This window comes from Stenotrophomonas sp. 220_Sma (assembly GCF_056487375.1).
Genome location: NZ_CM151348.1, coordinates 1,412,003 through 1,436,385 on the forward strand (window position 1 = coordinate 1,412,003; position 24,383 = coordinate 1,436,385).

Annotated in this window: 25 protein-coding genes; 5 read left to right on the top strand and 20 right to left on the bottom strand. The window is 67.3% G+C overall.

The window, feature by feature from the left end; all coding sequences use genetic code 11:
• Positions 1-255: 255 nt before the first annotated feature.
• Positions 256-2,478, top strand: coding sequence for a methyl-accepting chemotaxis protein (locus tag ACZLIB_RS06710; protein WP_478469447.1), 2,223 nt, complete (start codon positions 256-258; stop codon positions 2,476-2,478).
• 166 nt (positions 2,479-2,644) lie between these two features.
• Positions 2,645-3,013 (top strand): glycine zipper 2TM domain-containing protein, encoded by a 369-nt coding sequence (locus ACZLIB_RS06715; RefSeq protein WP_032127541.1) that lies wholly within the window; start codon positions 2,645-2,647, stop codon positions 3,011-3,013.
• Between the two features lie 102 nt (positions 3,014-3,115).
• On the opposite strand, the gene ACZLIB_RS06720 is transcribed toward ACZLIB_RS06715, so the two are convergent.
• The 5 genes from ACZLIB_RS06720 to ACZLIB_RS06740 form a co-directional block, all read right to left on the bottom strand.
• On the bottom strand, positions 3,116-4,243 hold the full coding sequence (locus ACZLIB_RS06720) for an ABC transporter permease (protein ID WP_478469448.1): 1,128 nt from the start codon (positions 4,241-4,243) through the stop codon (positions 3,116-3,118).
• On the bottom strand, positions 4,240-5,427 hold the full coding sequence (locus tag ACZLIB_RS06725; protein ID WP_478469449.1) for an ABC transporter permease: 1,188 nt from the start codon (positions 5,425-5,427) through the stop codon (positions 4,240-4,242). Before ACZLIB_RS06725 ends, ACZLIB_RS06720 begins: the two co-directional genes overlap by 4 nt.
• Positions 5,412-6,425, bottom strand: coding sequence for an HlyD family secretion protein (locus ACZLIB_RS06730; protein WP_032127538.1), 1,014 nt, complete (start codon positions 6,423-6,425; stop codon positions 5,412-5,414). The genes ACZLIB_RS06725 and ACZLIB_RS06730 overlap by 16 nt, the downstream gene beginning before the upstream one ends.
• Complete coding sequence (locus ACZLIB_RS06735) at positions 6,418-7,818, bottom strand: TolC family protein (protein ID WP_189720740.1); 1,401 nt, start codon at positions 7,816-7,818, stop codon at positions 6,418-6,420. Before ACZLIB_RS06735 ends, ACZLIB_RS06730 begins: the two co-directional genes overlap by 8 nt.
• A gap of 78 nt (positions 7,819-7,896) precedes the next feature.
• On the bottom strand, positions 7,897-8,790 hold the full coding sequence (locus ACZLIB_RS06740) for a LysR family transcriptional regulator ArgP (RefSeq protein WP_164079487.1): 894 nt from the start codon (positions 8,788-8,790) through the stop codon (positions 7,897-7,899).
• 106 nt (positions 8,791-8,896) lie between these two features.
• Between ACZLIB_RS06740 and ACZLIB_RS06745 the strand changes: the two genes are divergently transcribed.
• Together ACZLIB_RS06745 and ACZLIB_RS06750 are read left to right on the top strand one after the other, a co-directional pair.
• Positions 8,897-9,517, top strand: coding sequence for a LysE/ArgO family amino acid transporter (locus tag ACZLIB_RS06745; RefSeq protein ID WP_032127535.1), 621 nt, complete (start codon positions 8,897-8,899; stop codon positions 9,515-9,517).
• Positions 9,518-9,692: 175 nt separating this feature from the next.
• Positions 9,693-10,361, top strand: coding sequence for a hypothetical protein (locus ACZLIB_RS06750; protein WP_032127534.1), 669 nt, complete (start codon positions 9,693-9,695; stop codon positions 10,359-10,361).
• On the opposite strand, the gene map is transcribed toward ACZLIB_RS06750, so the two are convergent.
• The 15 genes from map to ACZLIB_RS06825 all read right to left on the bottom strand — a co-directional run bounded on the left by map (position 10,358) and on the right by ACZLIB_RS06825 (position 23,063).
• Complete coding sequence (map, locus tag ACZLIB_RS06755) at positions 10,358-11,140, bottom strand: type I methionyl aminopeptidase (RefSeq protein ID WP_180837980.1); 783 nt, start codon at positions 11,138-11,140, stop codon at positions 10,358-10,360. The two genes, ACZLIB_RS06750 and map, sit on opposite strands and share 4 nt — an antisense overlap.
• Before the next feature lie 10 nt (positions 11,141-11,150).
• Positions 11,151-11,363, bottom strand: coding sequence for a ParD-like family protein (locus ACZLIB_RS06760; protein ID WP_005412680.1), 213 nt, complete (start codon positions 11,361-11,363; stop codon positions 11,151-11,153).
• Between the two features lie 68 nt (positions 11,364-11,431).
• Positions 11,432-11,791, bottom strand: a complete 360-nt coding sequence (locus ACZLIB_RS06765) for a bleomycin resistance protein (protein WP_049462370.1) — start codon at positions 11,789-11,791, stop codon at positions 11,432-11,434.
• A gap of 206 nt (positions 11,792-11,997) precedes the next feature.
• Positions 11,998-12,882 (bottom strand): arginase family protein, encoded by an 885-nt coding sequence (locus ACZLIB_RS06770; RefSeq protein WP_478469451.1) that lies wholly within the window; start codon positions 12,880-12,882, stop codon positions 11,998-12,000.
• Positions 12,883-12,885: 3 nt separating this feature from the next.
• Positions 12,886-13,950, bottom strand: a complete 1,065-nt coding sequence (locus tag ACZLIB_RS06775) for a GNAT family N-acetyltransferase (protein WP_478469452.1) — start codon at positions 13,948-13,950, stop codon at positions 12,886-12,888.
• A 29-nt stretch (positions 13,951-13,979) separates the two neighbouring features.
• Positions 13,980-15,380 carry an aspartate aminotransferase family protein gene (locus tag ACZLIB_RS06780; protein WP_478469453.1) on the bottom strand — a complete coding sequence of 467 codons (1,401 nt, stop codon included), beginning with the start codon at positions 15,378-15,380 and terminating at the stop codon, positions 13,980-13,982.
• A gap of 62 nt (positions 15,381-15,442) precedes the next feature.
• Positions 15,443-16,159: an MtnX-like HAD-IB family phosphatase gene (locus ACZLIB_RS06785; RefSeq protein ID WP_478469455.1), complete on the bottom strand. Its 717-nt coding sequence runs from the start codon at positions 16,157-16,159 to the stop codon at positions 15,443-15,445.
• A 174-nt stretch (positions 16,160-16,333) separates the two neighbouring features.
• Entirely contained in the window at positions 16,334-17,536 is a 1,203-nt protein-coding gene (locus ACZLIB_RS06790; RefSeq protein ID WP_032127527.1) for a DegT/DnrJ/EryC1/StrS family aminotransferase, read from the bottom strand.
• 10 nt (positions 17,537-17,546) lie between these two features.
• Positions 17,547-17,945: a DMT family transporter gene (locus tag ACZLIB_RS06795; protein ID WP_478469457.1), complete on the bottom strand. Its 399-nt coding sequence runs from the start codon at positions 17,943-17,945 to the stop codon at positions 17,547-17,549.
• Positions 17,942-18,301 (bottom strand): EamA family transporter, encoded by a 360-nt coding sequence (locus ACZLIB_RS06800; RefSeq protein ID WP_478469458.1) that lies wholly within the window; start codon positions 18,299-18,301, stop codon positions 17,942-17,944. The genes ACZLIB_RS06795 and ACZLIB_RS06800 overlap by 4 nt, the downstream gene beginning before the upstream one ends.
• Position 18,302: 1 nt before the next feature.
• Positions 18,303-19,139 (bottom strand): alpha/beta hydrolase, encoded by an 837-nt coding sequence (locus ACZLIB_RS06805; protein ID WP_010483180.1) that lies wholly within the window; start codon positions 19,137-19,139, stop codon positions 18,303-18,305.
• A 79-nt stretch (positions 19,140-19,218) separates the two neighbouring features.
• The gene (locus tag ACZLIB_RS06810) at positions 19,219-20,598 is read right to left on the bottom strand and encodes a sensor histidine kinase (RefSeq protein ID WP_478469459.1); all 1,380 of its coding nucleotides are present in this window, start codon (positions 20,596-20,598) and stop codon (positions 19,219-19,221) included.
• Positions 20,595-21,278 carry a response regulator gene (locus ACZLIB_RS06815; protein ID WP_014646433.1) on the bottom strand — a complete coding sequence of 228 codons (684 nt, stop codon included), beginning with the start codon at positions 21,276-21,278 and terminating at the stop codon, positions 20,595-20,597. Before ACZLIB_RS06815 ends, ACZLIB_RS06810 begins: the two co-directional genes overlap by 4 nt.
• Positions 21,279-21,412: 134 nt before the next feature.
• On the bottom strand, positions 21,413-22,540 hold the full coding sequence (locus tag ACZLIB_RS06820) for a metallophosphoesterase (RefSeq protein WP_329810591.1): 1,128 nt from the start codon (positions 22,538-22,540) through the stop codon (positions 21,413-21,415).
• Positions 22,541-22,613: 73 nt separating this feature from the next.
• On the bottom strand, positions 22,614-23,063 hold the full coding sequence (locus tag ACZLIB_RS06825) for a winged helix-turn-helix transcriptional regulator (protein ID WP_478469461.1): 450 nt from the start codon (positions 23,061-23,063) through the stop codon (positions 22,614-22,616).
• A gap of 77 nt (positions 23,064-23,140) precedes the next feature.
• Here ACZLIB_RS06825 and ACZLIB_RS06830 point away from each other — a divergent pair, with 77 nt between their 5' ends.
• The gene (locus tag ACZLIB_RS06830; RefSeq protein WP_049399610.1) at positions 23,141-24,358 is read left to right on the top strand and encodes an MFS transporter; all 1,218 of its coding nucleotides are present in this window, start codon (positions 23,141-23,143) and stop codon (positions 24,356-24,358) included.
• Positions 24,359-24,383 lie beyond the last annotated feature (25 nt).

Sequence of the window (24,383 nt, forward strand, 5' to 3'; positions counted from 1 at the left end):
GACGGTTGTGTCCGGCGCAGATAATCCGGGCCGCCCTGGATGGGGGGCGTTATTATGGTGTTAATCCTGCGTGATTTTCATCGGGCGCTGGCGTGTCAGCGGTATTCGATAAGGATATGGCGCCATTATCGGTCGCCGCATTTTCTGACTGCCTGCACAGTTCCATATATTTGGATCGGTCCATATATAAAGTCCCGTAAAGTTTCCCTCCGCTGCGCCGCCATCGAACGTACGGCCACGATCAAGGGAATTGAGATGCTTGCCTTACGTAATCTCCGTGTGGGATCCCGGCTTGGCGCCGGCTTCGGTCTGCTGCTGCTGTTCATCATGGCCATCGTCGGCCTGGTGCTGTATGGGAATCAGCTGAAATCCGCCCAGTTCGAGAAAGTGGTGGACGTCAACATGGTGAAGATGCGCCTGTTGAATGACATGCTTGATACCAACAACGCGGTGCTGATGCATCGTCGCCTGATGGTGATCAAGCGGGGTGACGAGTTCGACAAGGATTACCAGCGTGCCCAGGAGTTGTCGCGGACCTATGACGGTATCTGGGCCAAGTACATCAAGATTCCGCGTGACGCTACCGGCGATACCCTGGTCGCGCGCATCGAGGCGGCCCGCAAGGCCACCGATGCATCAACCCAGCAATTGCATGAGCGCATGAAGGCGGGGGATTTCGATGGTGCAGCGAAGGAGCTGCTGGCCGAGCACGGATTGGCAACGGCCTGGAATGAATCCATTTCGGCCCTGCTGCGCCACCAGGAAGCACTGACCGAACGCAGCCGCGAAGAGTACCGCGCAACCGAATCGTGGACCGGCACGCTGTCGATCGCGTTCGGGGCACTGAGCCTGTTGCTGGGGACGTTGGCGGCCTGGGCGATCACCCGCAGCCTGACCCGCCCGCTGGAAGGAGCGGTGAAGCTGGCCGACGGCATCGCCAGTGGCCGCCTGGACAGCAGCATCGACGCCACCGGCAACGACGAGGTGACCCAGCTGCTGAAGTCGATGCAGCGCATGCAGGCACAGCTGCAGTCGGTGATGGCGGCACAGGGGGAGCTGGCCCGCCAGCACGATGCCGGCAGCCTCAGCTACCGCATGGACGAGAGCGCGTTCCCCGGTGACTACGGGCGCATGGTGCATGAGACCAATGCGCTGGTTGGATCGCACGTGCAGGTACAGAACCGGCTGATCGAGGTGATGAAACACTACGCACGCGGCGATCTGTCGGTGGACATGGACCCGCTGCCGGGCGAGAAGGCGGCGATCACCCAGGCGATGGACGAAACCAAGTCCAGCCTGTCGGCGATCAACAGCGAGATCCGCCGGTTGGCAACCGCTGCAGCGGCCGGTGACTTCAGCCTGCGCGGCGATGAAGACCGCTTCGCCTACGATTTCCGCGACATGGTGGCCGGGCTCAATCGCCTGATGCAGACCACCGACGAGAACCTGGTGCAGGTGTCGACCCTGCTGCAGGCGATCTCGCGCGGCGACCTGACCGTGCGCATGCAGGGCGACTTCCATGGGGTGTTCGCGCGCATGCGTGATGACTGCAACGCCACGGTCGACCAGCTCAAGCAGATCGTCGGTCGCATCCAGGCCAGCGCCTCCAGCATCAATCTGGCCGCAGGTGAAATCGCTTCGGGCAACACCGACCTGTCGCGGCGTACCGAACAGCAGGCGGCGAACCTGGAAGAAACGGCAGCATCGATGGAGGAACTGACCTCCACCGTGAAGCAGAATGCCGAGCATGCACGGCAGGCCAACCAATTGGCCATCGGCGCGCATGGTGTCGCCTCGCAGGGCGGTGAAGTGGTGGGCCAGGTGGTCACCACGATGTCGGCCATCGAGGCATCGTCGAAGAAGATCGCCGAAATCATCTCGGTCATCGATGGCATCGCCTTCCAGACCAATATCCTCGCGCTGAACGCGGCGGTCGAAGCTGCGCGTGCCGGGGAACAGGGCAGGGGCTTTGCAGTGGTGGCCAGCGAAGTGCGTACGCTGGCGCAGCGCTCGGCGGGTGCGGCCAAGGAGATCAAGGGGCTGATCGAGGATTCGGTCGGCAAGGTCGCCGATGGCTCGGCGCTGGTCCGCCAGGCGGGCACCACGATGGGCGAGATCGTGGCCTCGGTGCAGCGCGTGACTGACATCATGGCCGACATCTCCGCCGCTTCGCAGGAACAGAGTTCGGGTATCGAGCAGGTCAACCAGGCGGTGGTGCAGATGGACGAGACCACGCAGCAGAATGCGGCGCTGGTCGAAGAAGCCAGTGCTGCAGCGCGCTCGATGGAGGAGCAGGCCAACCTGCTGGCCGAGGCGGTTTCGGTGTTCCGCACGGGGGCGGTGACCGCTGCTGCCGCGGTGCGCCCGGCGCTGGCAGCCGTGGCGGCATCGGTTGCGCCGGTACGCCGGCCCGCGGTGCTGTCGCCGCGGATCGAGCCGACGCTGGCTGCCAATGCGGGTGGCTGGGAAGAGTTCTAGCAAGGCAGCACGCCGGCAGGGAGACGGCGCCCATCGCGACGGCTGGTCGCGATGGGCGCGGATTTTCTTCCTGAACGTGCCATGGCCGATGAAGTGGCGGACACGCGCATTTCACTTCCGGTTGCCAACCGCGGGAGGACACTGGCGCCATACCGGAACTCAGGAGATGGCCATGAAGACCTCGACCCGATTGCTTGTGCTGGGCACCCTGCTGGCAGCTTCGTCGGTGGCCGGCGCGCAGACCTATGGCCCGCGCGATGAGGGACGCAAGTTCAACGACGGCAGCCGCGTGGTCTGCAAGAACGTGGAAGTGCAGCGCAACTCGCGCGATCCGAACCGCATCACGGGTACCGCTACCGGCGCCGTGATCGGTGGCCTGCTCGGCAACCAGGTAGGTGGCGGCAACGGCAAGAAGCTGGCCACCGTGGCAGGCGCCGTTGCAGGTGGTGCAGCCGGTCGCCAGATCCAGGGCAACAGCCAGCAGAAGAACGGCGACCGCGTGGTGGAACGCCGCTGCGAACGCGTCTACCGCTGATCGATCGCAGCCAGACCCCGCTTCCCCTTCCACGCCGCAGTACTCGAACGTTACGGAAAAAGGGGACGGAGGGGATTAAGTCGTAATCCCCCAATCTGCCGTTTACGACTTAATCCCCTCCGTCCCCTTTTTTGCGAGGAGGCGCCAGCTGGCGAGGCTGCCGTAGAGCAGCAGCAGGACGGTGAGGGTGATCAGTTCGTGGCTGACTTCGGCCAGGCGGGCGTCCATCTGGTTCAGGCGCACCATCAGGTTGATGCCCGAGGTGGTCGGCAGAAGCTGCGCCAGCCAGACCAGCGGTGGTGGCGTCATCACCGCCGGCCACGACAGGTTGGCCAGGAAGAACAGCGGGATCGAGGTGGCGATGATGTACTGGAAGGCGCGTTCGCGGGTGCGGAAGAAGCTGCCGACGAACAGGCCGAAGGCCACGGTGGCGGCGATGAACAAGGTGCCGCCCAGCAGCTGGCCCAATGGGTTGCCGCCGCGCGGATAGTCCTGCACCCAAGCGGTGAAGCCGGCGTAATAGAACAGGCCGAACAGGCCGATCAGGCCGAAGCCCAGTGCCATGCCGGCCAACGTCGGCAGGTCGAAGCGCAGGCGGCGGCCGAGCGCGAGACGACGGCCGCCGAGCAGGACGCCGATGCCCATCAGCAGGGTCTGGTGCACGATCAGCTCGGCCACGCCCGGCACGATGGCGCTGCCATAGCCTTCCTGGGTGTTGTACAGCGGGCGCTGCACCAGGGTCACCGGTGGTGCCTGCGGCGCGCCCATGAAGGCGGCCTGGCCGACCACGGCGTCACGACCGAAGGCACCCAGTGCATCGGCCACGCTGCCCAGCACCCAGCTGGCACGGCCCAGGTAGGCACCGTTGCCGAGCAGCACCAGCTTGGCCGGATGGCCGCGCAGGATGTCGCGCTCCAGGTTGGCCGGGATCAGCACGATGCCTTCGGCATGACCGGCTTCCAGCTGCTGGCGCGCGCTGTCGATGTCCGCCGGTTGCCCGACCACGCGTGCGACCCGCAACGCGTCGAGCTTTCGCAGCAGCTCGCGGCTGGTGGCACTGTGGTCTTCATCCACCACCAGTACCGGCAGGTTGCCGGCCACCTGGTGGCGATACGCGGCCGGGTAGAAGAACGAGTACAGGATCACCGCGCCGACCATCACTACGATCGCATAGCGGTCGCACAGTACCGCCATCAGGGTCTGCCGCAGGCTGCGCCACAGTGCGCTCATGCGTCGGCCCCCGCCGGTTGCGCGGCTTCGGGCGTACGCGCGAAGGCGATCAGGCGCAGCCCACCGATGCCGCCAGCCACCACTGACATCAGCAGCAACGTGGCCATCGGCCATACCGAAACCTGCAGCGGCGAACCGATGAACTGTTGCTGGGTCTGCAGCTTGATATAGGCGCTGAGCGGCAGCAGCTGATGCCAGACGCGGGTGAATAACGGCCCGTCCAGCACCGGGAAGGTGGCGCTGGAAAATGCCAGTGCAGTACCGATGCTGAGGCCGACCGCGGACAGCGCGGTACCCATGTCGCGGGTGACGCCGACGAAGAACAACGCGTAGGCGGCAGTAGCCAGGTAGAACAGGGGTTGTGCGAGCAGCAGCAGGAGCACGCTGCCGGCCACACCGTCGCCGCGCAGCCAGGCCAGGTAACCGATGCCGAGCGCGCCATACAGCGAGAACAGCAGGACGTACGGCGCGATCTTGCCGGCAATCGCCGGCCACGGTGTGCGGCCGAGCCAGGCGGGCAGGCTGCCGTCGCGGATCTCGCGGCCGAGGCTGCCGGCCACCGCAAGTGCCAGCACCAGCGACAACACCGCCGGGAAGATCAGCGGCAGCAGGAACAGCTCGTAGCTGCGCGCCGGGTTGTACAGGATGTCCGACTGCACCGCGATCGGTGCCGCACGCAGCTTGCCCGGGCCGGCCTGTAGGCCGATGCGCTCGCGCAGCAGGCGTGCGTTCCAGGCCGAGACCGCGTCGCCGATATCGCGCGCCGCGGACTGGCCGGTGGTCATGTAGGTGGCGTTGTAGTAGGCGAACACCGTGCCCTGGCGTCCACGCAACGCCTGCCGGGTGACATCGCGCGGCACCAGTACGATGGCGAATACATCCAGCCGACGCAGCTGCGAACGTGCATCTTGCATGTCCGCAGGCTGGCTGGCGATGCGCACGCCGGGGCTGGCATCGAGCATGCGCAGCAGCAGGCGGCTGTCGCTGCTGTGGTCGAGGTCGACCACGGCGATCGGGATGTCGCGCATCACCGAGGGCGTGAACATCCACGCCATCACGGCCAGCATCAGCAGCGGCAGCAGGGTGACCAGCAGCAGGTCGGCGCGGTTGCCGCGCAGCGACCGCAGCTCGCGCCGCCAGCTGGCGGCGAAGCCGCTGCTGTCGGGGCTCAGTGCTGGGGCCATGCGAACAGCACGCTCATGCCGGGGCGGAAGCCCTCGATGCGGCGTACCGGGCGCACCCGCACCTCGAAGCTGCGGACGTCGTAGCCGGACGACTGGCGGGTGGTCCGCCAGGTCGCATAGTCACCGGCCGGATTGATGAAATAAACCTCGAACTCGCCGTCCTGGCCAAGCGCCGGCACGCTGCCCTGCAGCTTGCTGCCGACCTTCAGGCCCTGCATCTGCGATTCGCGCAGGTTCATCGCCACCCACATGCGGTCGATGTCGACCAGGGTGAACACCGGATAGCCCGCTGGCACCAGTTCGCCCGGGTCGGCCATACGCTTGTTGATCTCGCCGGCCACCGGCGCGCGCCCTTCCACTTCGACGCGCGCGGCGTTGACTTCGGCCACCGCGCCCTGTGCCTGTTGCACCTGGCCCTGCGCGGCACGCTTGTCCTGCTCGCGTGCGCCGGCCAAGGCCATGTCGTACTGCGCGCGGGCGGCACGCGCCAGTTCGCGCGAGCTGGTGGCCTGGGCATGCGCTTCATCGCGCTTCTGCCGGGTCATCACCCCTTCGTTGAACAGGTTCTGCACGCGCTGGTAGGTGGCTTCAGCCAGCGTCGCACCGGCTTCAGCCCGCTTCCAGTTGGCTTCGGCGGCGCGGATGTCCTCGCTGCGCGCACCTTCGTCGGCCTTGTCGGCCACCGCCTGTGCGGCGGCCAATGCGCCGTGCGCCTGCTGTTCCTTGGCGGCCACTTCGGGGCTGTCGAGCAGGAACAGCACCTGCCCGGGCTGCACGCGGTCGCCCTCGCGCACCTTCAGTTCGGCCACGCGCGCGGTGATCTTGGCGGCCACGTTGATGGTGTCGGCATCGGCCATGCCCTGGATCTGGTCGGCCGGGCTGCGCCAGGCCAGCCACAGGCCGAGCACCACCACGACCAGCAGCACCACTATCAGGATCGGGCCCAGGCGGCGCTTGGCCGGGGGCGTCGTTGCATCGTCGTGCAGCACATCACTCATGGTCGATCACCTCGTCCGCACGCCGCCGGAACTCTTCGAAACGGTCCATCTGCCCACTGACCTCCAGCAACTGTGCCAGCGCAATATCGTATTGGTAGGCGGCCTGTGCGCGCTCGACACGGGCGCCGCCGAGGCCGAGCCGCGCGTCGATCACATCCAGCGAGGTGGCCTGGCCTTCGCGGAACGCCAGCTCCTGCAGGCGCAGGTTTTCCTGTGCCTGGGCGATGCTGCTGTCGAGCAGCACGTACTGCTGGCGCGCGGTTTCCAGCTCGTTCCAGGCCTTGCGCACGCCCAGTGCGACCTGGTTCTCGGCCTCGCGCAGGCCCGCTTCGGCCTGGTCCTGCTGCGCACGCGCGGCGCTGATCTGCGCCGGCCGCGAGTTCGGCGACAGGAAGGTGTACTTCAGGCCGATGCCGAATGCCCAGTCCGGATCGGTCAACATCTCGTCACGGCGGCGGAAGTCGTACTGGCCGAAGGCAAAGATCTGCGGTTTCAGCTTGGCCTGCTGCACGCGCACGCCCTGTTCGGCCTGCGCCACCATCGCCCGCAGGCGTGCGATCTGCGGCTGGCGCGCCTGCGCCGTGCGCTCGAAGCTGGCCACCGGTTCCAGCGGCACGCGCTGCACGAACAGCGGCGACACCGGCTGCACCTCGCCACCACTGCGCAGCAGCGTGGCCAGCGCGGCCTTCAGCGTGGCCAGGTCGTTCACCGTCTTCTGGTATTCGCGCTCGGCCTTGTCGCGGGCCACGGTGGCCTGCAGGCGCTGGGCGCGGGTGGCGAAGCCCTCGCGTTCCAGCTTCTCTGCGTCGGACAGGTGGCGGTTCAGGCCATCGCGTACGTCGCGCCGCACATCCACTGCCTGCTCGGCCAGGCGCTGGCCGAAATAGGCCTGGGCCAGCTGCACGGTCAGCGATTGACGCTGAGCCTCGCGCTCGGCGCTGGCCTGCTCGTGGGCAGCGCTGGCGGCACGTTGCGCGGCCGGAATCACGCCGCCGGTGTACAACGGCAGCACCGCGGTAACCACGGGCCGGGTACGCCAGTCGCGTTCGGTGAATGACAGCGGTGAGTCGATGCCATAGGCCTCGGCGACAGGTGCCAGCGAACCCAGTGGCAGGGTGAGGGTCTTCTGGAACTGCAGCCGGCGCACTTCGCCGGTGATCTCCGGCAGGCGCAGCAGGCGGGTGGCGTCCTGCAGGTCCTGCTTGTTGCGCACCGCTGCATCAGCGGCGGCCAGTGCATCGGAGACCTGCTCCAGGCGCTGGCGTGCCTGTTCCCAGTCCAATGCGGGTGCATCGGTGAGGCTCTGCGCCGGCACAGCCAGGGGCAGGCAGGCTGCCAGCGCCAGCGCGGCCTTCGCGCCGTGCATCCTTGTACGTCGGCCGATCACGCCCATGCCGTCCCAATGGTGAAGAAGTGCGCAAACGGTAGTGCGCGCGGCGTGAAGCCCGGGTCTGCGGTCATTGGATTGTCCTCAACGAAGGGTGCCGCTGGCTGCAGTGCGCAGCGCCTGGGTGATGTGCTGCAGCGTGCTTGAACGCACGGCAGCATGCTGCCAGTACAGCGGCACATCGAGCCAGCGGCGGGGTTCCAGTACCACCACGCGGCCGGCGCGCACGGCGGGCGCGACCAGGGTTTCCGGGGCCATGCCCCAGCCGAGTCCGCACGCGGCGGCTTCGACGAAACCGGTGGAGGAGGGCAGGTAGTGTAGCGGCGGCTGCAGTCGCGCGCGGGTCAGGCGCCGCACGAAGCGCCACTGCAGTTCATCCTTGCGGTTGAACACCAGCATCGGTGCGCGCGCCAGGGCCGTGGCCTGCATGCCGTCGCGGAAGTACTGGCGGGCGAAGCCGGGCGAGGCGATGGCGTGGTAACGCATGGCGCCGAGCGGATGCACGTTGCAGCCCTTCACCGGTTGGCTTTCGGCAGTGACCGCGCCGAGCACGCTGCCATCGCGCAGCAACTGCAGGGTATGGTCCTGGTCATCCATGCGCAGGTCGAACAGGTAGCCATGGCGCTGGTGCAGTTCGGCGATGGCCGGTACGAACCAGGTATCGAGCGAGTCATCGTTGACCGCCAACGGGATCGGCGTGCGCGCGGCATCGCTGCCGCGTTCGGGCAGCAGTTCGGCCAATGCCTCGGCCTCCAGCGCCTGCATCGGCCGGACCCGGCGCAGCAGCGCTTCGCCTGCGGCGGTGGGCCGGCACGGTGCCTGACGTACCACCAGTACCTGGCCGAGCCTGTCCTCCAGCGCCTTGATCCGTTGCGACAGGGCCGACGGGCTGATCGACAGGCGGCGTGCCGCGGCGTCGAAGCTGCCTTCTTCCAGCACCGCAGCAAACGCGGCCAGTTGCGGATGTACCAGATCCATGCCGGTGCCTCTTCAGTTTTCCTGCACAGGATAAAGAAAAATCAGATTGTCTAAACAGGGTCAGCGGCCGCACCCTGCGCGTCCCCTCGCTGCCTGGCCTGTCCTGATGTGGATCGCCGCTACCGCCGCCGGCCTGTTCGCAGGTGCCGGCCTGATCATCGCCATCGGTGCGCAGAACGCCTTCGTGCTGCGCCAGGGCCTGCAGCAGCGCCATGTAGGCAGGGTGGTGCTGGCCTGTGCCGGCGCGGACATCGTGCTGATCCTGGCCGGCGTCGGCGGCATGGGCGCGCTGGTGCTGCAGTGGCCGCTGCTGCTGCAGGTGCTGCGCTTCGGTGGTGCGGGCTTCCTGCTCTGGTATGGCCTGCAGGCGGGGCTGCGCGCATGGCGCGGTGGCAGTGCGCTGGCCGCCGCCGAGGCGCAGGGCGGCAGCGGACGGCAGGTACTGCTGACCTGCCTGGCCTTCACCCTGCTCAACCCGCACGTCTATCTGGATACCGTGGTGCTGCTGGGCAGCCTGTCCACGCGCTACCCGGGCGATCTGCGCTGGGCCTTCGCCGCCGGTGCCTGCATTGCCAGTGTGGTCTGGTTCTGCACGCTGGGCTATGGCGCGCGCCTGTTGCAGCCGGTGTTCCGCAGGCCGGGCGCCTGGCGTGTGCTGGATGCAGGCGTGGCGATCTTCATGTTCTGCCTGGCGACGTTGTTGCTGCTGCGTCCTTTATCGCCATGAGTGCGTGACGTACGCCGGTGTTGCGTATGTGTTCCACCGGTACGGTTCACGTGGCCGGATACAGCGCGGATAATGCGCGCCTGGTCGCGACCCCGCCGCGCATGCCGTCGTTCGGCAGCCCCCCGGTCGCCTGTGTTCTCGTTGTACGACCGCCACGGCGCGGCATCGGTGTTGCATGAAAGACAATCTACAGCTGCTCCTGTCCCACCTGGGGCGCACCTTCCTGTTCGGCCTGATGATGGCGCTTCCGCCTGCGTTGGCCTGGCTCGACATCCATTGGCTGGGCAATGCAGTCGGCGAGTGGTCGCTGGTCGAACTGACCCAGGAAGGCTTCCTGGTCGCCAGCGTGGCTGCCTTCGTCCGGCTTGCATTGCGACGTGCCGATGATCGGGCCTTTGCCGTTCTGGCGGCCGCGCTGTTCGCCTGCATGCTCCTGCGTGAAATGGATGAGGCGCTGGACCTGATCGCACACGGCTTCTGGAAGTACCCGGTGGCCGTGCTGATCATCGGTTCACTGGCCTGGGCCAGCCGCGACTGGCGCCGGGCCATGCCGGCGCTGGTGCGTTTTCTCGTATCCCGGCCGGGTACCGTGATGACGATCGGCCTGGTTCTGCTGCTGTTCTATTCGCGTCTGATCGGCATGACGTCGTTGTGGACCGGACTGCTGGGTGACCAGTACATCCGCGTGTTCAAGAACACCATCGAGGAGACCACCGAACTCCTTGGTTACACCTTCATTCTCGCAGCCAGCGTCGGCTATGTGGCACAGCGGGTACGCGAACCGCTGACGGCACGGAAGCGCGCCGTGCACGAGGGTGCCGGGATGCAGCAACGGCCACTCTAGGCGGCATCCACCGCGCACAACGGCGTCTCGCCGGGGCGCAGGGTCAGTACCCGCACGCCGGTGCGGGTGACCGCCACCGTATGCTCGAACTGCGCCGACAGCTTGCCGTCGCGGGTGTACACCGGCCATTCGTCCGGCTGCTGGCGGATGGCCGGCTTGCCCTGGTTGAGCATCGGTTCGATGGTGAACACCATGCCTTCTTCCAGCACCATGCCGGTGTTGGGATGGCCGTAGTGCAGGATCTGCGGTTCCTCGTGCATCTCCTGGCCGATGCCGTGGCCACAGTATTCCTTCACCACGCTGTAGCCGTGGCTGCGCGCGTGGCGGGCGATGGCGTGGCCGATGTCGCCCAGGCGCGCACCAGGACGCACGGCGGCAATGCCTTTCCACATCGCCTGGTAGGTGGTCTGCACCAGCCTGCGCGCGGCGTAGTCGACCTCACCGACCCGGTAGGTGGTGCTGGAGTCGGCGATGTAGCCGTTCTTCTCCAGGGTGATGTCGAGGTTGACGATCTGGCCGTTGCGCAGCACGTCGGTGGTGCTGGGTACGCCGTGGCAGACAACGTTGTCGATCGAGGTGTTGAGCACGTACGGGAAGCCGTACTGGCCCTTGCTGGCCGGCCTCGCCTGCAGCTCATCAACGATCATGCGTTCGACGAAATCGTTGATCTCCATGGTGCTTCGGCCCTGCAGCGGCAGCTGGTCGAGTGCGGCGAACACCTCCGCCAGCAGGCGGCCGGATTCGGCCATCAGCGCGATCTCGTCGGGGCGCTTGATGATGCCCATCGGCTCAGACCTGTCCCGGCGGCAGCAACGGGGGCTGCACGCCGGCGGCGCGCAGCTCGCTGGCGACGATGTCCTGGAAGCTCAGCGTGGGGTTCAGCTCGCACAGCATGCCGACCCGGATCCAGAAGTTGGCCTGGGCGTTGATCGAGCGGCTGGAGACGGTACAGGCACGGCGCAGCTGGTCGTGCAGGGTGTCATCGATGTTGACGATGCCCATGGGCGGTCCTGAAGGAGGGGGTATACGAAGCGTATATGTTTCGTATATCCGGCTCAAGGCCGCCCGGTTCAGCTCGCGTCGGTGGCGAAGCGCAGGCGGTTGCCGTCGGGGTCGACCAGCAGCATCTCGCGGCTGCCCCATTCGGTGTCATGCGGCGGCTGTTCGATGGGGACGCCTGCGGCGCTGAAGGCGCGGTGCAGGGCGTCGACGTCCTCTACGATGAAGTACACCGCGCCGCCGACCTCGCAGTCGCCGCTGTGTTCGGTGAGGAAGATCGTCTGGCCATCGCGGGTGAGCTGGGCGAACAGCGGGAAGCCGGGTTCGAAGCGGTGTTCCCAGTCAACCACGAAGCCTAGTCCCTGCACGTAGAACGGCAGGGTGGAGTCGGCGTGGCGCATGCGCAGCTGGGGGATGACGGTCTGGGCCATGGCGAGGGCTCCTGGGGCAGGCGTCCAGTGTAGTGCCGGCCGCTGGCCGGCATCCCCGTGAGCCCGGGAACAATGAGGTTGCCGGCCAGCGGCCGGCACGACCGACGCTGCCTGGGTCTGGTAGTTGCCAACCTTGGTTGGCATTGCCGGCCAGCGGCCGGCTCTACCGAAGCCACGCCGGCCAACGGCCGGCATGACCGACGCGGTCAGCAGGCGGTCGGCACCGCAGCCATCGCCGCCAGCAGTTCGCGGTTCACCTGCTGGTGCCGCGCCTGCCACACAGGTAGATCCTCGGCGCTGACGTCAGGCTGGCCATCCAGCGACGACAGCCAGCGCTTGAAGCGGCTCTGGTAGTTGGCCAGCGACACTTCGCCGGTGATGTCACTGCCGACCAGGCCGCCGGCGCGCAGCGCTTCGATCACCACCAGTGCGTGTTCCAGCTGGAAGCGGCCCTGGTCCCAGTTGCTGCGGGCGACGTCCTCGGCGAACACATCCTTGTCGATCGACAGGTAGGTCGGTTGCGGCGACTTGGCCTGCTCGGCGGCGAACGCGGCGACCAGTGCCTCCGGGTGCTCGAACCGGCGGAAGGCGTGGCCCATGCCGAGACGATGCCCCCAGCCCACGTCCACGTCCATGCACCAGTACGTCAGCCGGCCGCTCATCAGCGGGCGCCAGTGGTTCTCCCAGGCATGGCCGAGGCCGATGTCGCTGGAGGTGATGCCGAGCACGTGGATGTGCGAGATCTGCGGCAGCTTGCTGGCGGCGTTCACCCACGACCCGCAGTGCATGCCGAACGGGAAGCGCATGTTGTCCGGATGGTTGTCCAGCACCACCAGCTGGAACGGCGCCTGCGTGCGCATGCGCTGCAGCAGCGGCAGGCTGAGGTGGTGGAAGTCGCCACTGCCGAGCATTACCGTGCCGAGCTGGGCCGGCAACGGCGCCAGCACTTCAGTGGCGAAACGCTCCAGGGTGGTATTGCTGCAGGCGAAGCGCAGTGGATCGTGCCATTGCGGCAGGGCCAGGGTCTGCGCCTCTGGTAGCGGCAGCACGCCACCGTCCAGGTCCAGGATCAGCGGGGAACGCAACGGCATCGCTCAGCCACCTCCGTCCGGTTCGCCCTGCAGGTACGGGGCCAGCCTGCGCAGGGCGGCGCGCAGCAGCGGGGAACGGGCGTGGATCGCGTGCCGGGTGGAGGTGAAGCGGGCGCCCAGTTCGGCCTTGATCCGCGAGTCGGTCCAGCCGGCCACGTAGTGGCTCAGGCCGTGCTGCAGCGCGTATTCGAGGTTGTGCATCCAGCTGACCGCGTACAGGTTGTGCTCGCGCGACTGCGGGTAGGCCAGGCCGATGTACTTGTCCACCAGCTTGCCCGCATGCACGTAACACAGGTTCCAGCCGATCAGCTGGCCCTGGTGGCGGTACAGGAACATCCGTCCCTGGCCCTGGCTGTCGGCCAGAAGATGCTGGAAGTAGGGCAGGTCGAGCTGGTCGAAATGCACCGCGCTCTGCGCGTACACGCCCAGGTACAAGGCATACAGTTCGGCCTGGAGCTGCGGGTCGGCCAGGGCCGGATCGCCGGTGGCGATGCAGTCGATCTGCAGGTCGTCGCGCGAGCGTAGCTTGCGCCGGATGTTCTTGCGGCGCGAAGACGACAGGCGGCCGAGATAGCCATCGATCGAATCGAAATCGATCGCCACCCAGGCCAGCGGCATGCCTTCCAGTTCGACGAAGCCGCGTGCCAGCAATGCCTGCAGGAAGGCACCGCTGTGTGCGTTGGCGGCGTCGTCCAGCAGCGGCGAATCGATCGCCAGGTCCTTGACCACCAGAAGGCGCGTATCGCCGATCGCGTGACGCGTCACGTCCTCGGCCAATGCCTCTGGTGCGACGTGCGCGGGCAGCGGGGTGTACTCGGTGCTGGTGGCGCCGACGAAGCGGGTCTTCCAGGTGATCCATGGCCGCCACAGGCGCGACAGTGGCAGGCCAAGCAGCTTGCCGCGCAGGTCGTCATCCATCGTGGTGGTCAGGTCCAGCGGCGCACGGAAGGTCGGCAGGCCGCTGGGAAGGCGGCCTGCCTCGAACCCGAGCGGCGGGTGGGCCAGGAAGCCCTCCAGCAGCGCGGCCGGTTCCAGCGCGGTGCTGGATGCGCGTGACGTCATTTCCATCGGCACGGGAACCGGCAGCGCATCGGACCTCAGCCCTTGGCCTTGGTCAGCGCCTGGTCAAGCAGGGTGATCGCCAGGTCGATCTCTTCGTAGCTGATGTCCAGCGACGGCGCGAAGGTGATCACGTTCTTGTACCAGCCACCCACGTCGAGCACGAGGCCCATGCGCTTGCCGTCGTGCAGCAGGTCACCGGCCAGGCCGATGTCGACCATGCGGTCCAGCAGTTCCTTGTTCGGCGTGTAGCCGTCGGTCTGGCAGATTTCCGCGCGCAGGGCCAGGCCCAGGCCGTCGACGTCGCCGATTTCCGGGTGGCGCTTCTGCAGGCCACGCAGGCCATCGAGGAAGTACGCGCCCTTTTCCGGCACGGTGCGCTCGTAATCCATTTCCTTGCCCAGCTTCAGCACTTCCAGGCCCAGGCGGGTGCCCAGCGGGTTGGAGTTGAAGGTGGAGTGGGTGGAGCCCGGCGGGAACACGGTCGGGTTGATCAGCTCTTCGCGCGCCCACAGGCCCGACAGCGGGTTCAGGCCGTTGGTCAGCGCCTTGCCGAACACCAGCACGTCCGGGGTCACGCCGAAGTGCTCGATCGACCACAGCTTGCCGGTGCGCCAGAAGCCCATCTGGATTTCATCGACCACCATCAGGATGCCGTACTTGTCCAGCACGCGCTTGAGGCCGGTGAAGAAGTTGCGCGGCGGGATGACGTAGCCGCCGGTGCCCTGGATCGGCTCGACATAGAACGCGGCGTACTCGGCCCGGCCGACCTTGGGATCCCACACGCCGTTGTACTCGCTTTCGAACAGGCGCTCGAACTGCCACACGCAGTGGTCGGAGTACTCGTCCGGGGTCATGCCCTTCGGGCGACGGAAGGGGTACGGGAACGGAATGAACATCGCGCGCTCGCCGAAGTGGCCGTAGCGGCGGCGGTAGCGGTAGCTGGAGGTGATCGACGACGCACCCAGGGTACGGCCGTGGTAGCCGCCTTCGAAGGCAAACATCAGGCTCTTGCCGCCGCGCGCGTTGCGCACGATCTTCAGCGAGTCTTCAATGGCCTGCGCGCCGCCGACGTTGAAGTGCACGCGGCCGTCGAGGCCGAACTTCTCGTGCATGTCCACGGCAATGGTCTTGGCCAGCTGCACGCGGGTCGGGTGCAGGTACTGGCTGGCGACCTGCGGCAGGGTGTCGATCTGGTCCTTCAGCGCGTCGTTCAGGCGCTTGTTGCTGTAGCCGAAGTTGCAGGCCGAGTACCACATCTGCAGGTCGAGGTAGGGCACGCCCGCACCGTCGAACATGTAGCTGCCTTCGCCGCGCTGGAAGATCTTCGGCGGGTCGACGTAGTGGACGGTATCGCCGAAGGAGCTGTAACGGGCTTCGTCGGCCAGCAGCTGCGCGTCGGAGGCAGCGGCGTCGGCGTTCTTGTCAAAAATGTTCATGCAGTTCGGTTCCGTGAAGGACGTTCGAAAGAGGTAGCGGGGGCGTGCTTGGAAGGGAGTGCTCAGGCGGTGGCCAGCAGCAGGGGCAGTACGGCGGGCTGCGGGCTGGCGTCGATACGACGTGGCTGCAGCAGGCTGCCATCGAGCAAGCGCGGCAGCAGTGCGATTGCATCGTGGAAGGTATCGATGGCGGCATGCTCGATGTCGGCATGGGTGCAATGGGTGATCAGGCGACGCTTGGCGAACACGAAGTCGACATCTTCGGAGACGCAGAAATCCGAACTGCCATCGCCGATCATCAGCACACGCGGTGCTTCGTTGGCGCGCGCCTGCGCAGCGCAGGTGCACTTGCAGGTGCCGCTGCGGCAGCCTTCGGCCTGGTAGGGCGATTCCAGTTCCCAGTGGTCATCGCACCAGCGCAGGTGGTTGGCCACCACCGGCAGTCGCGACAGGCCGTGGTTGGCGAGGATGCGGTGGATCGCATGGTCCAGGCCGTCGCTGACGATGCGCAGCGGCACGCCCAGCTGTTCGGCACGGCTGACAAAGGCGGCAAAGCCCGGATCGATCTGCACCTGGTCCAGGTGGGCGTCGAGCGTGGCCGGGTCCAGCTTCAGCAGCCTGACCTGGCCCTGCATGCATTCGCGCGAGCCGATCTTTCCCGCTTTCCACTGGTCTTCCAGTTCCTGCCAGCCCGGCTGGCCGTATTTCTCCAGCAGCGAGTCGATGACATCTTCGAGGCTGATGGTGCCGTCGAAGTCACACAGGATGCTCCAGTGCATGGGCAGGTCCGTCGATGAAAGGAACGTCCGGCGCGATGCCGGGCCAGGCTCAATGTAGGCAGGCAGCCTTTCTCGTTCCTTTCCTGTTGAAAGCCTGCATTGCAGGGCGCGGAAAGCGTTCAGGAAGGTGCATGGATGAATGCGTGGGGCGCACTCCATCCGTGCGTCCTGGGGTCACGCGCGGGCCAGTGCCCGCAGTATTTCGGCGGTCTCTTCACGGGTCTGCCAGGCGCTGTTGCCGAGGGTCAGCATGCGTGCGGCGAAGTCGCGTGCGTTGGGCATGTCGTCCTGCGGCACGATGCCGCGCAGGTAGGCATAGCCGGGCAGGGCATGGATGAACATGCGGCTGGCGCCAAGCCCGCGTGGCCACAAGTCCTTCAGTACTGCATCGCGGGCGCGTTGGCTGGGCAGCAGCAGCATCAACAGTGGCCAGGTGCCACCGCTACCGGCCAGCCCATCGACCACCTCAACGGCAGGCAGCTGTGCCAGCTGCACCCGCAGCTGCAACGCACGCAGCCGACCGGCCTGAAGGAATGCCGGCAAGCGCCGCGCGGCATGCGCGCCGATGTTCTGCCGCCACTGGCTGACCCGGTGCTGCGGGATATCCAGCGGGAAAATGTCACCGACCGCATCTTCCAGATCGCCACGCTGAAGCGCATTGCGCAGTGGATTGCCATACACCAGTGACAGCAGCGAAGGGCGATAGCAGGCAGCAAGGCCCAGCAACTGCACGCTCCGCAGCAGCTCCCAGCGCAGGCTGGAGCGAACGTGCTGGACGGCATGTTCGGCCAGCGCAGCACGCAGTTCGTCATCGCGGCTGACCAGCAGGCCGCCTTCATGCAGGCTCAGGCCCTTGCCGGCGGCCAGGCTGAAGAATCCGATATCGCCGCGCATGCCGACACTGCTGTTGCCGACCCGTGCGCCGAGTGCCTGCGCGGCATCTTCGATCACCCAGGTGCCGGCGTTGCGGGCGACTTCGCAGGCCAGCTCGACATCGGCAATGCGCCCGCCCAGGTGGGTGGGCAGGATCGCCAGCGTGCGCGCATCGGCCAGCCGCTTGAGCTGGCCGGGGTCGAAGTCGAAATGACCGCGCCGGGTATCGCACAACTGCACGCGCAGGCCCAGGCTGTGCACCGCGATCGGCACCAGCGGGCAGGTATAGGCCGGCATGATCACGGTGTCGCGCTTTGGCGCACGCTTGCGCAGCGTGCGCAGGGCGATCAGCAGCGCGTGCGTGCCGGAACAGGTCAGCTGCAGCGGCGGTGTGCCGAGCTGGCTGGCCAGGATGTCACGCAGGTCGCCGCCACCGGGAAGGAAATCGCTGGCCTGCATCGGCAGGCCGGCGGTTGGTGGCAGTTCGCGCGCGAACAGGCTCATCGCAGCGCGCTCACGGGGTGCTTTCGGCAGGGCTGTGCGGGTCGTCCGCCTCGGCGCGGCCGAGGCAGACGATGCCGGCCACGATCAGTACCGCACCGAGCAGATGGTGGAGGGTCAGCGGCTCGTTCAACAGCCACGCCGACAGCAGCAGCACGCTGATCACTTCCAGGTGCGAGGCAGCAAAGGCGGGACCGATCGGCGCATGGCGCAGCAGGCTCATCCAGGTGAAGAATGCACCCACGTAGCCGAGGATGGCGCCGTAAACCCACGGCTGCGACAGCATGCGCAGCAGCCAGGCGGTGTTGGCCTCGACCGGCAACGCGGCGTCACCGGCGTACTTGAAGCACAGCTGGGCCAGCGTGTCGAAAGCCATCAGCAGCGGGAAGCCGATCACATACAGGCGCCTCATGAGCCGGCCCCCACCACGGCTACGCCGGCGGTGACCAGCAGCATGCCGGTCACCCGCAGCGGCGTGAGTCTCTCGCGGAACAGGAAACGGCCGGCGATCATCAGCGCGACGATGTTGATCGAGCCCAGCAGCACGCCCTTGGACAGCGGCACCAGCGACAGGAACGCGATCCAGGCGACGAACTCAAGCACGTAGCAGGCGATGCCGATCCACAGCCAGGGACGGCTGAGCATGTGTTTCCAGCGCTGCAGTCCTTCGCCCTCCTGCGGGTCGCTGGCGGCGGCCTTGAAGGCGAGCTGGCCACCGGTATCGAGCACGACATTGGCCAGCCACAGCAGCGTGGCAAGTGCCCCCATGTCAGGCCACCGCCTTGAGCACGCCAGTGCGTTCACCGATTTCGGTGAAGAAGCGCGCGCTGCGGCGGATCACATCGCGGCGTTCGCGGTCGATGGTGATCATGTGGTAACTGTCTTCCAGCACCACCAGTTCCTTCGGGCCGCTGACCCGCGACATCACCAGCTCGGCGTTGCCCATGCTGGCCACGTCGTCCTCGCGGGCGTGCATCACCAGGCACGGCGCGGTGACCTGGTGCAGGTGGCGGCGGGTCCAGTTGCTCAGGGCGCGCATTTCGGCCAGGGCGTGCCAGGGGTTGCCCGGCAGGCCGGCGGCGGCGCTGTCGCCGGACAGCATGGCGGCGCTGACCTGCGCACGCAGGCGCTCGTCACGCAGGCCGTACGGCGGTTCTTCCATGAACATGCGGTCGCGGCCGATGTTGAAGCGCTTGAACCACGGCAGCAGGAACGAGAAGCGGGCCACGGCGGGGATGTTCCAGCCGTCATAGCGGAAGGTGGCGCCGTACACGCCAACCCCGGACACCCACTCGGGGCGACGTGCAGCCAGTGCCAGCGACAGCACCGCGCCCATCGACAGGCCGCCGACGAACAGCTGGTCGACCTTGCCGCGCAGGGTTGCCGCCGCATCTTCCACGCCCTGGTACCACTGTTCCCAGGTGGTCGCCAGCAGGTCATCCACGCTGCCGCAATGGCCGGGCAGCTGCACACCGTGCACGGTGAAACCGGCGTTGTTCAGCCCTTTGCCCAGCATGCGCATTTCCGCCGGGGTGCCGGTCAGGCCATGGACCAGCAGCACGCCCTGTGGGCCACCGGGGAGGAAGAAGTCGTGCGATTCGGTCACCTGGCGGCTCCGGGACGGCAGTGGGGATGGCAGGATCGCAAGCGCGATTTTCGCCAGCCTTTCAGCGCCCCGGGCCGGGTCAGGGCGCCTTCAGCAGCGGCAGCGTGATGGCGACCTTCAGTCCGCCACCTGGGCGGTTCAGGAAGCTCAGGCGGCCGCCGAAGTGCTCCACCGCCTCGTGCGCGATAGCCAGGCCGAGGCCGGTGCCGCTGGCAGCGGTGCCCGGCGCCCGGAAGAAGCGCTCGCCCAGCCGTGGCATCACGTCGTCGGGCACGCCAGGGCCGTTGTCTTCCACATACAGTTCGACATCATTGTCGTCCAGCGCGTGCACGCCCACCGTGACGGTTGCATTGCGGCCGGCATAACGCAGGGCGTTGTCGATCAGGTTGTCCAGCGCTTCCTGCAGCATGGCGCCGTTGCCGAGTACACGCAGCGGATGGGGACTGCCGCGGTAGCCCAGATCGATGCCATCGCGGATCGCCTCCGGTACGCGCATGCCGACCCACTGCGGTACCAGCTCGCACAGGTCCAGTGACTCCACGGTATCGGGCACGGTCTGCGCCCGGCTCAGTGCCAGCAGCTGGGTGCTGACCCGGGCGGTGCGCTGGTTGAGCCGGCGGATGTGCTGCAGCGCCTCGCGCACTGTATCGGGGTCGCCATGTGCCAGTGCCTGGTCCACATGCAGGGCCATGCCCGCCAGCGGCGAACGCAGCTGGTGCGCGGCATCGGCGATGAAACGGTTCTGCAGGGTGATCATTTCCGCCTGGCGGGCAAACAGATCATCGATGGTGCTGATCAGTGGCTGGATCTCCTCGGGCACGTCGGCATCGGAGATCGGCGCCAGTTCGCCGCGGCGCTGGGCCAGGCGGGTCCTCAGCGGGGTCAGGATGCGCAGGCCATAGGTCACGCCGAACCAGACCAGCGCTGCGGTACCCAGCGCCAGCATGGTCATCAGCGGGATGATGATCATCAGGATCTCGCGCGCACGCTGCCGGCGGTCGGCCATGCTCTCGGCCACGGTCACCGCCAGCTGGTCCTGCGGATCGTTCATCGCCTGCGTGCAGACGGTGGCCATGCGCACCTGCTGGCCATTGAGGTTGCCGTCGTACAGCGCCGGATGCACGCCGGTGCAGTCCTGCGAAGGGGCGTACGGGCTGAAGTCTGCATTGCCGCTGAGCGTACCCATGCGGCTGCTGTCGACGTTGAAGTAGCGATGGCCGTCGGGGTCGTACTCGATCAGGAAGCGCGCCTGCGGAGACAGGTCGCTGGTCACCGGCATGGTGCTCAGCATCTGCGCGAACGAATGCGTGTCGTCGATCAGGTTGCGGTCGTGGATGCGGTTGGAATAGTCCAGCGCAACGTAGTAGGCCAGGATCGTGTTGAACGTGAGCAGGCCCAGCATCGGCAACGCCAGGAAGGCGAGCAGGCGCCGACGCAGGCTGGGTGGTCCACTGATCACGGGGCGCTGTCGTCCTGCGCGTCTTCCAGCATGTAGCCCAGCCCGCGCACGGTGCGGATGCCCATGCCGCCGGGCTGCAGCTTGCGGCGCAGGCGGTGCAGGGCGATGTCCAGGCCGTTGTCTGTGAGGTCCTGGCCCCAGTCGCACAGCGCCTCCACCAGTTGCGCGCGCGACACGATGCGCTCGGCGCGTACCGCCAGTGCCGACAGCAGGCCGAACTCGCGCGCGGTCAGTTCCAGCGACTGGTCGTCGATCCACACCCGGTGCCCGGCCAGATCGATACGCAGGCGGCCGATGCGCAGGTCCGGGTTGCCATTGCTGGTGACCCGCCGCAGCTGCGCACGCACGCGTGCTTCGAACTCGTCCAGCGCGAACGGCTTGACCAGGTAGTCATCGGCGCCCAGGTCGAGCACGCGCACGCGCTCGGCCAGGCCGTCGCGGGCGGTCACCACCAGCACCGCCAGGCCATCGCCGCGCTGACGCAGGCGCTGCAGCACATCGCGGCCATCCAGCTGAGGCAGGCCCAGGTCCAGCACCAGCAATGCGTACTGGGTCGAGCCCAGTGCCGCGTCGGCGTGCGCGCCGTTGTCGACGTGGTCAACCACGTGCCCCTGCCGGCGCAGCGAGGCGCACAGGCCGGAGGCGATATCCGGGTCGTCTTCAGCAATCAGAACGCGCATGCGCGGGGGCTCCTGTAACGGTCAGGCCCACCGGATGGACGGGGTGGGCCTCTCTCGGCTGCCGAGGGTAGCCGCAAACCGGGTGAAGGTGGAGCGCGCCGCCGCCGCCCGGTGCCGTCGCGCTGTCCCTTCATTCAGTCCTGCAGGCCCGGCTCACCCGGCGCCAACGGCACCCGCGAGCCGTCCAGCAGGCCACGGCTGAGCCTGCCATCCTCGATGAACAGCAGTTCGCCGTTCTCGCCGTTCTTGATGCTGCTGTCGATGGCGATCACGCGGTCGCCATGGAAGCTGCTGACGTGTGGCATCGAGGTGTGGCCGACCACGATGCGTTTGAGCTGCAGGCGGTCGAGTACGGTCTGCACCCCCGCGGTGTCGAGGCGGCCATCGAAGTAGCCGCGGTACCAGATCGGGCTGGTCTTGCCGTCATACAGCGGTGCGGTGGCCGGGTCGGCCTTTACTTCGGCCTTTGGCAGGCCCAGTGACGCCTGGTAGGCCGCATTGGTGCGCGCCGGGTCCAGCGCCAGCTGCACTGCCTCGGGCGAAATACCGCCGTGCAGGAACAGGGTGTCGCCGATCTTCAGCAGCACCGGGCGGGTGCGCAGCCACTGCCCGATCACCGAATCGGCACCGTACAGCTGCGGGTAGCTGCGGCCGAGCAGCTGCGCGCTGCGCAGGTACTTCGGGTTGACGTAGCGCAGGTCGTCGTACAGCACCATGGTTTCGTGGTTGCCGAGCACGAAGTGCACCGCGCCGCCGGCGGCGGCCGCCTGCTGCTGCAGGCCATACAGCAGCCAGAAGGCCTCGGTCACCTGCGGGCCGCGGTCGAACACATCGCCGGCGATGACCAGCGTGTCCTTGCCCAGCGCCCAGCGATCCTGGGCATCGATGACCTGGTGGGCGCGCAGCAGGCGCACCAGCAACCCGTACTGGCCATGGATGTCGGACAGCGCAACGATGCGCGGCACGGCCGGCAGCACGGAAACCGAAGGCGCATTCGGGGCAGCCACGTGCACCGTGTGCTCGTAGCCGCAGCGCGGGGCGATGTCGGTACCTGCGGCCTGCGTGGCAAGCGTGTGCGACTCGACCTTGTCGTCGCAGATCCACTTGGCCTGCAGCTGGTCGCCCTGGCGGAACACATAGGGGCCATCGGCCTGCACGTGGTCGGCGGGCGCGGCAACCTCGCGGGCCTGCGTGGTTGCTGTGGCGCAGGCCAGCAGCGGCAACAGCAGGGCGGTCAGCAGGGAAGGGCGATCACGCGACATCGGCGGCATCCAGTGGCGGAAAGACCCGATGCTAACCGGCGCGGGTGTTCGTCGGTGTGCGCGAATGGGCGGATCAGGTGTCGCGCCCGCCGTCCCTGAGCTTGCGCACGCGGGTGGCGGTGGGCTGAAGTGGCTGGCCGTCGCGCCCGCGCGGCTGCATGTAGGGCAGCGGCCGCCGCGTCGCCGATTCGATCAGCTGTGAATGGGCTTCACCGGCCTCGAAGCGATGGCGTTCACCCCATTGGCGCAGCGCGACCAGCAGCGGGAACAGTTCCTGGCCAGCGGCGGTGAGCACGTATTCCTGGTAGGCCGATCCATCGGAGGCCGGCTGCAGCTGCAGGACGCCGGCCTCTACCAGCCGGCGCAGGCGGTCGCTGAGGATGTTGCGGGCCGCGCCGAGGCTGCGCTGGAAATCACCGAAACGGGTGACGCCATCGAAGGCATCACGGATGACCAGCAGCGCCCAACGATCACCGAGCAGATCGGTGCTGCGGGCGACGGGGCAGGGGCTGTCGGCGTGCATGGTGGACCTCTCTGATGTGGTTGCAGTTTAAAACCAATGGCAGTAGCCTGCATCAAGTTTCAAATTGCAACCACATCATGAGTGCCATATCGCTTCCCCGCCCGCTGCTGGTCCTGCTCGCGGTTGCCGCAGGTGCCAGCGTTGCCAACGTCTATTACGCGCAGCCGCTGCTGGATCAGCTTGCACGCGCCTTTGCGCTGGACCGGGCCGTGGCTGGCGCGGTGCTGGCTGCTACCCAGGCCGGTAGCGTGCTGGCGTTGCTTGGCCTGCTGCCGCTGGCGGACCGTGGTGACCGGCGACGCCTGCTGCGGCTGCAGTTGATCGCATTGGTGCTGGCGCTGCTGTGGCTGGCAGCGTCACGCACGGCGGGCTGGCTGTTGTCGGGCATGCTGCTGGCCGGCTTGCTGGGCACGGCGCTGACCCAGGGCCTGATCGCCTATACCGCCATGCTGGCACCGCCCGAGCAGCGCGGTCGCGTGGTCGGTGTGGTGCAGGGCGGCGTGTTCATCGGCCTGCTGCTGGCGCGCGTGGTGTCCGGTACGGTGGCGGCGGCCTTTGGCTGGCAGATGGTCTACCTGTTGTCAGCGATGGTGATGGCGGGGTTGGCGGCGCTGCTGTGGCGGCGCCTGCCCGCAGTACCGGTGCCGTCGGTTCCCCCACGCTGGCGCGAGCTGCTGGGCTCGATGCTGGGCATGCTGCGCCGCGATCGAACGCTGCGCGAGCGTGGGCCGCTGGCACTGCTGCTGTTTGCCGGCCTCAATGTGTTCTGGGCGGCGGCACCCTTGCCGCTCTCGGCGCCACCGCTGCATTGGTCGACCGCCGCCATCGGTGCACTGGGCCTGGCCGGGGTGATCGGTGCGCTGCTGGCGGCGCGGGTAGGGCACTGGATGGACCGTGGTTTCGCGCATCCGGTCAGCGTCGGTGCGCTGTTGTTGATGCTGGTTGCGTGGTGGCCCTTGCTGGGCCTGCCGCAGTCGCTGTCGTTGCTGCTGTTGGGCGTGATTGTGCTCGACCTGGGTGGGCAGGCACTGCACGTATCTAACCAGGCATTGCTGCTGCGCGCGCCGGCTGAACAGCATGGACGCCTGGTGGCTTTGTACATGCTGTTCTATGCGGTGGGCAGTGGTGCCGGTGCAGCGGCCGGGCCCTGGATGCAGGCGCGCCATGGCTGGCCGGCGGTATGCCTGTTGGGGGCGGGCATCGCGTTGCTGGCACTGCTCTGGTGGGCAGCGTGGCGGGTGGTGGCGGTGAAAGCAGCGGCCGGCGGCCGTATCGGTAGTGCCGGCTGTCAGTAGAGTCGACTGTCAGTCGACTGCTCTT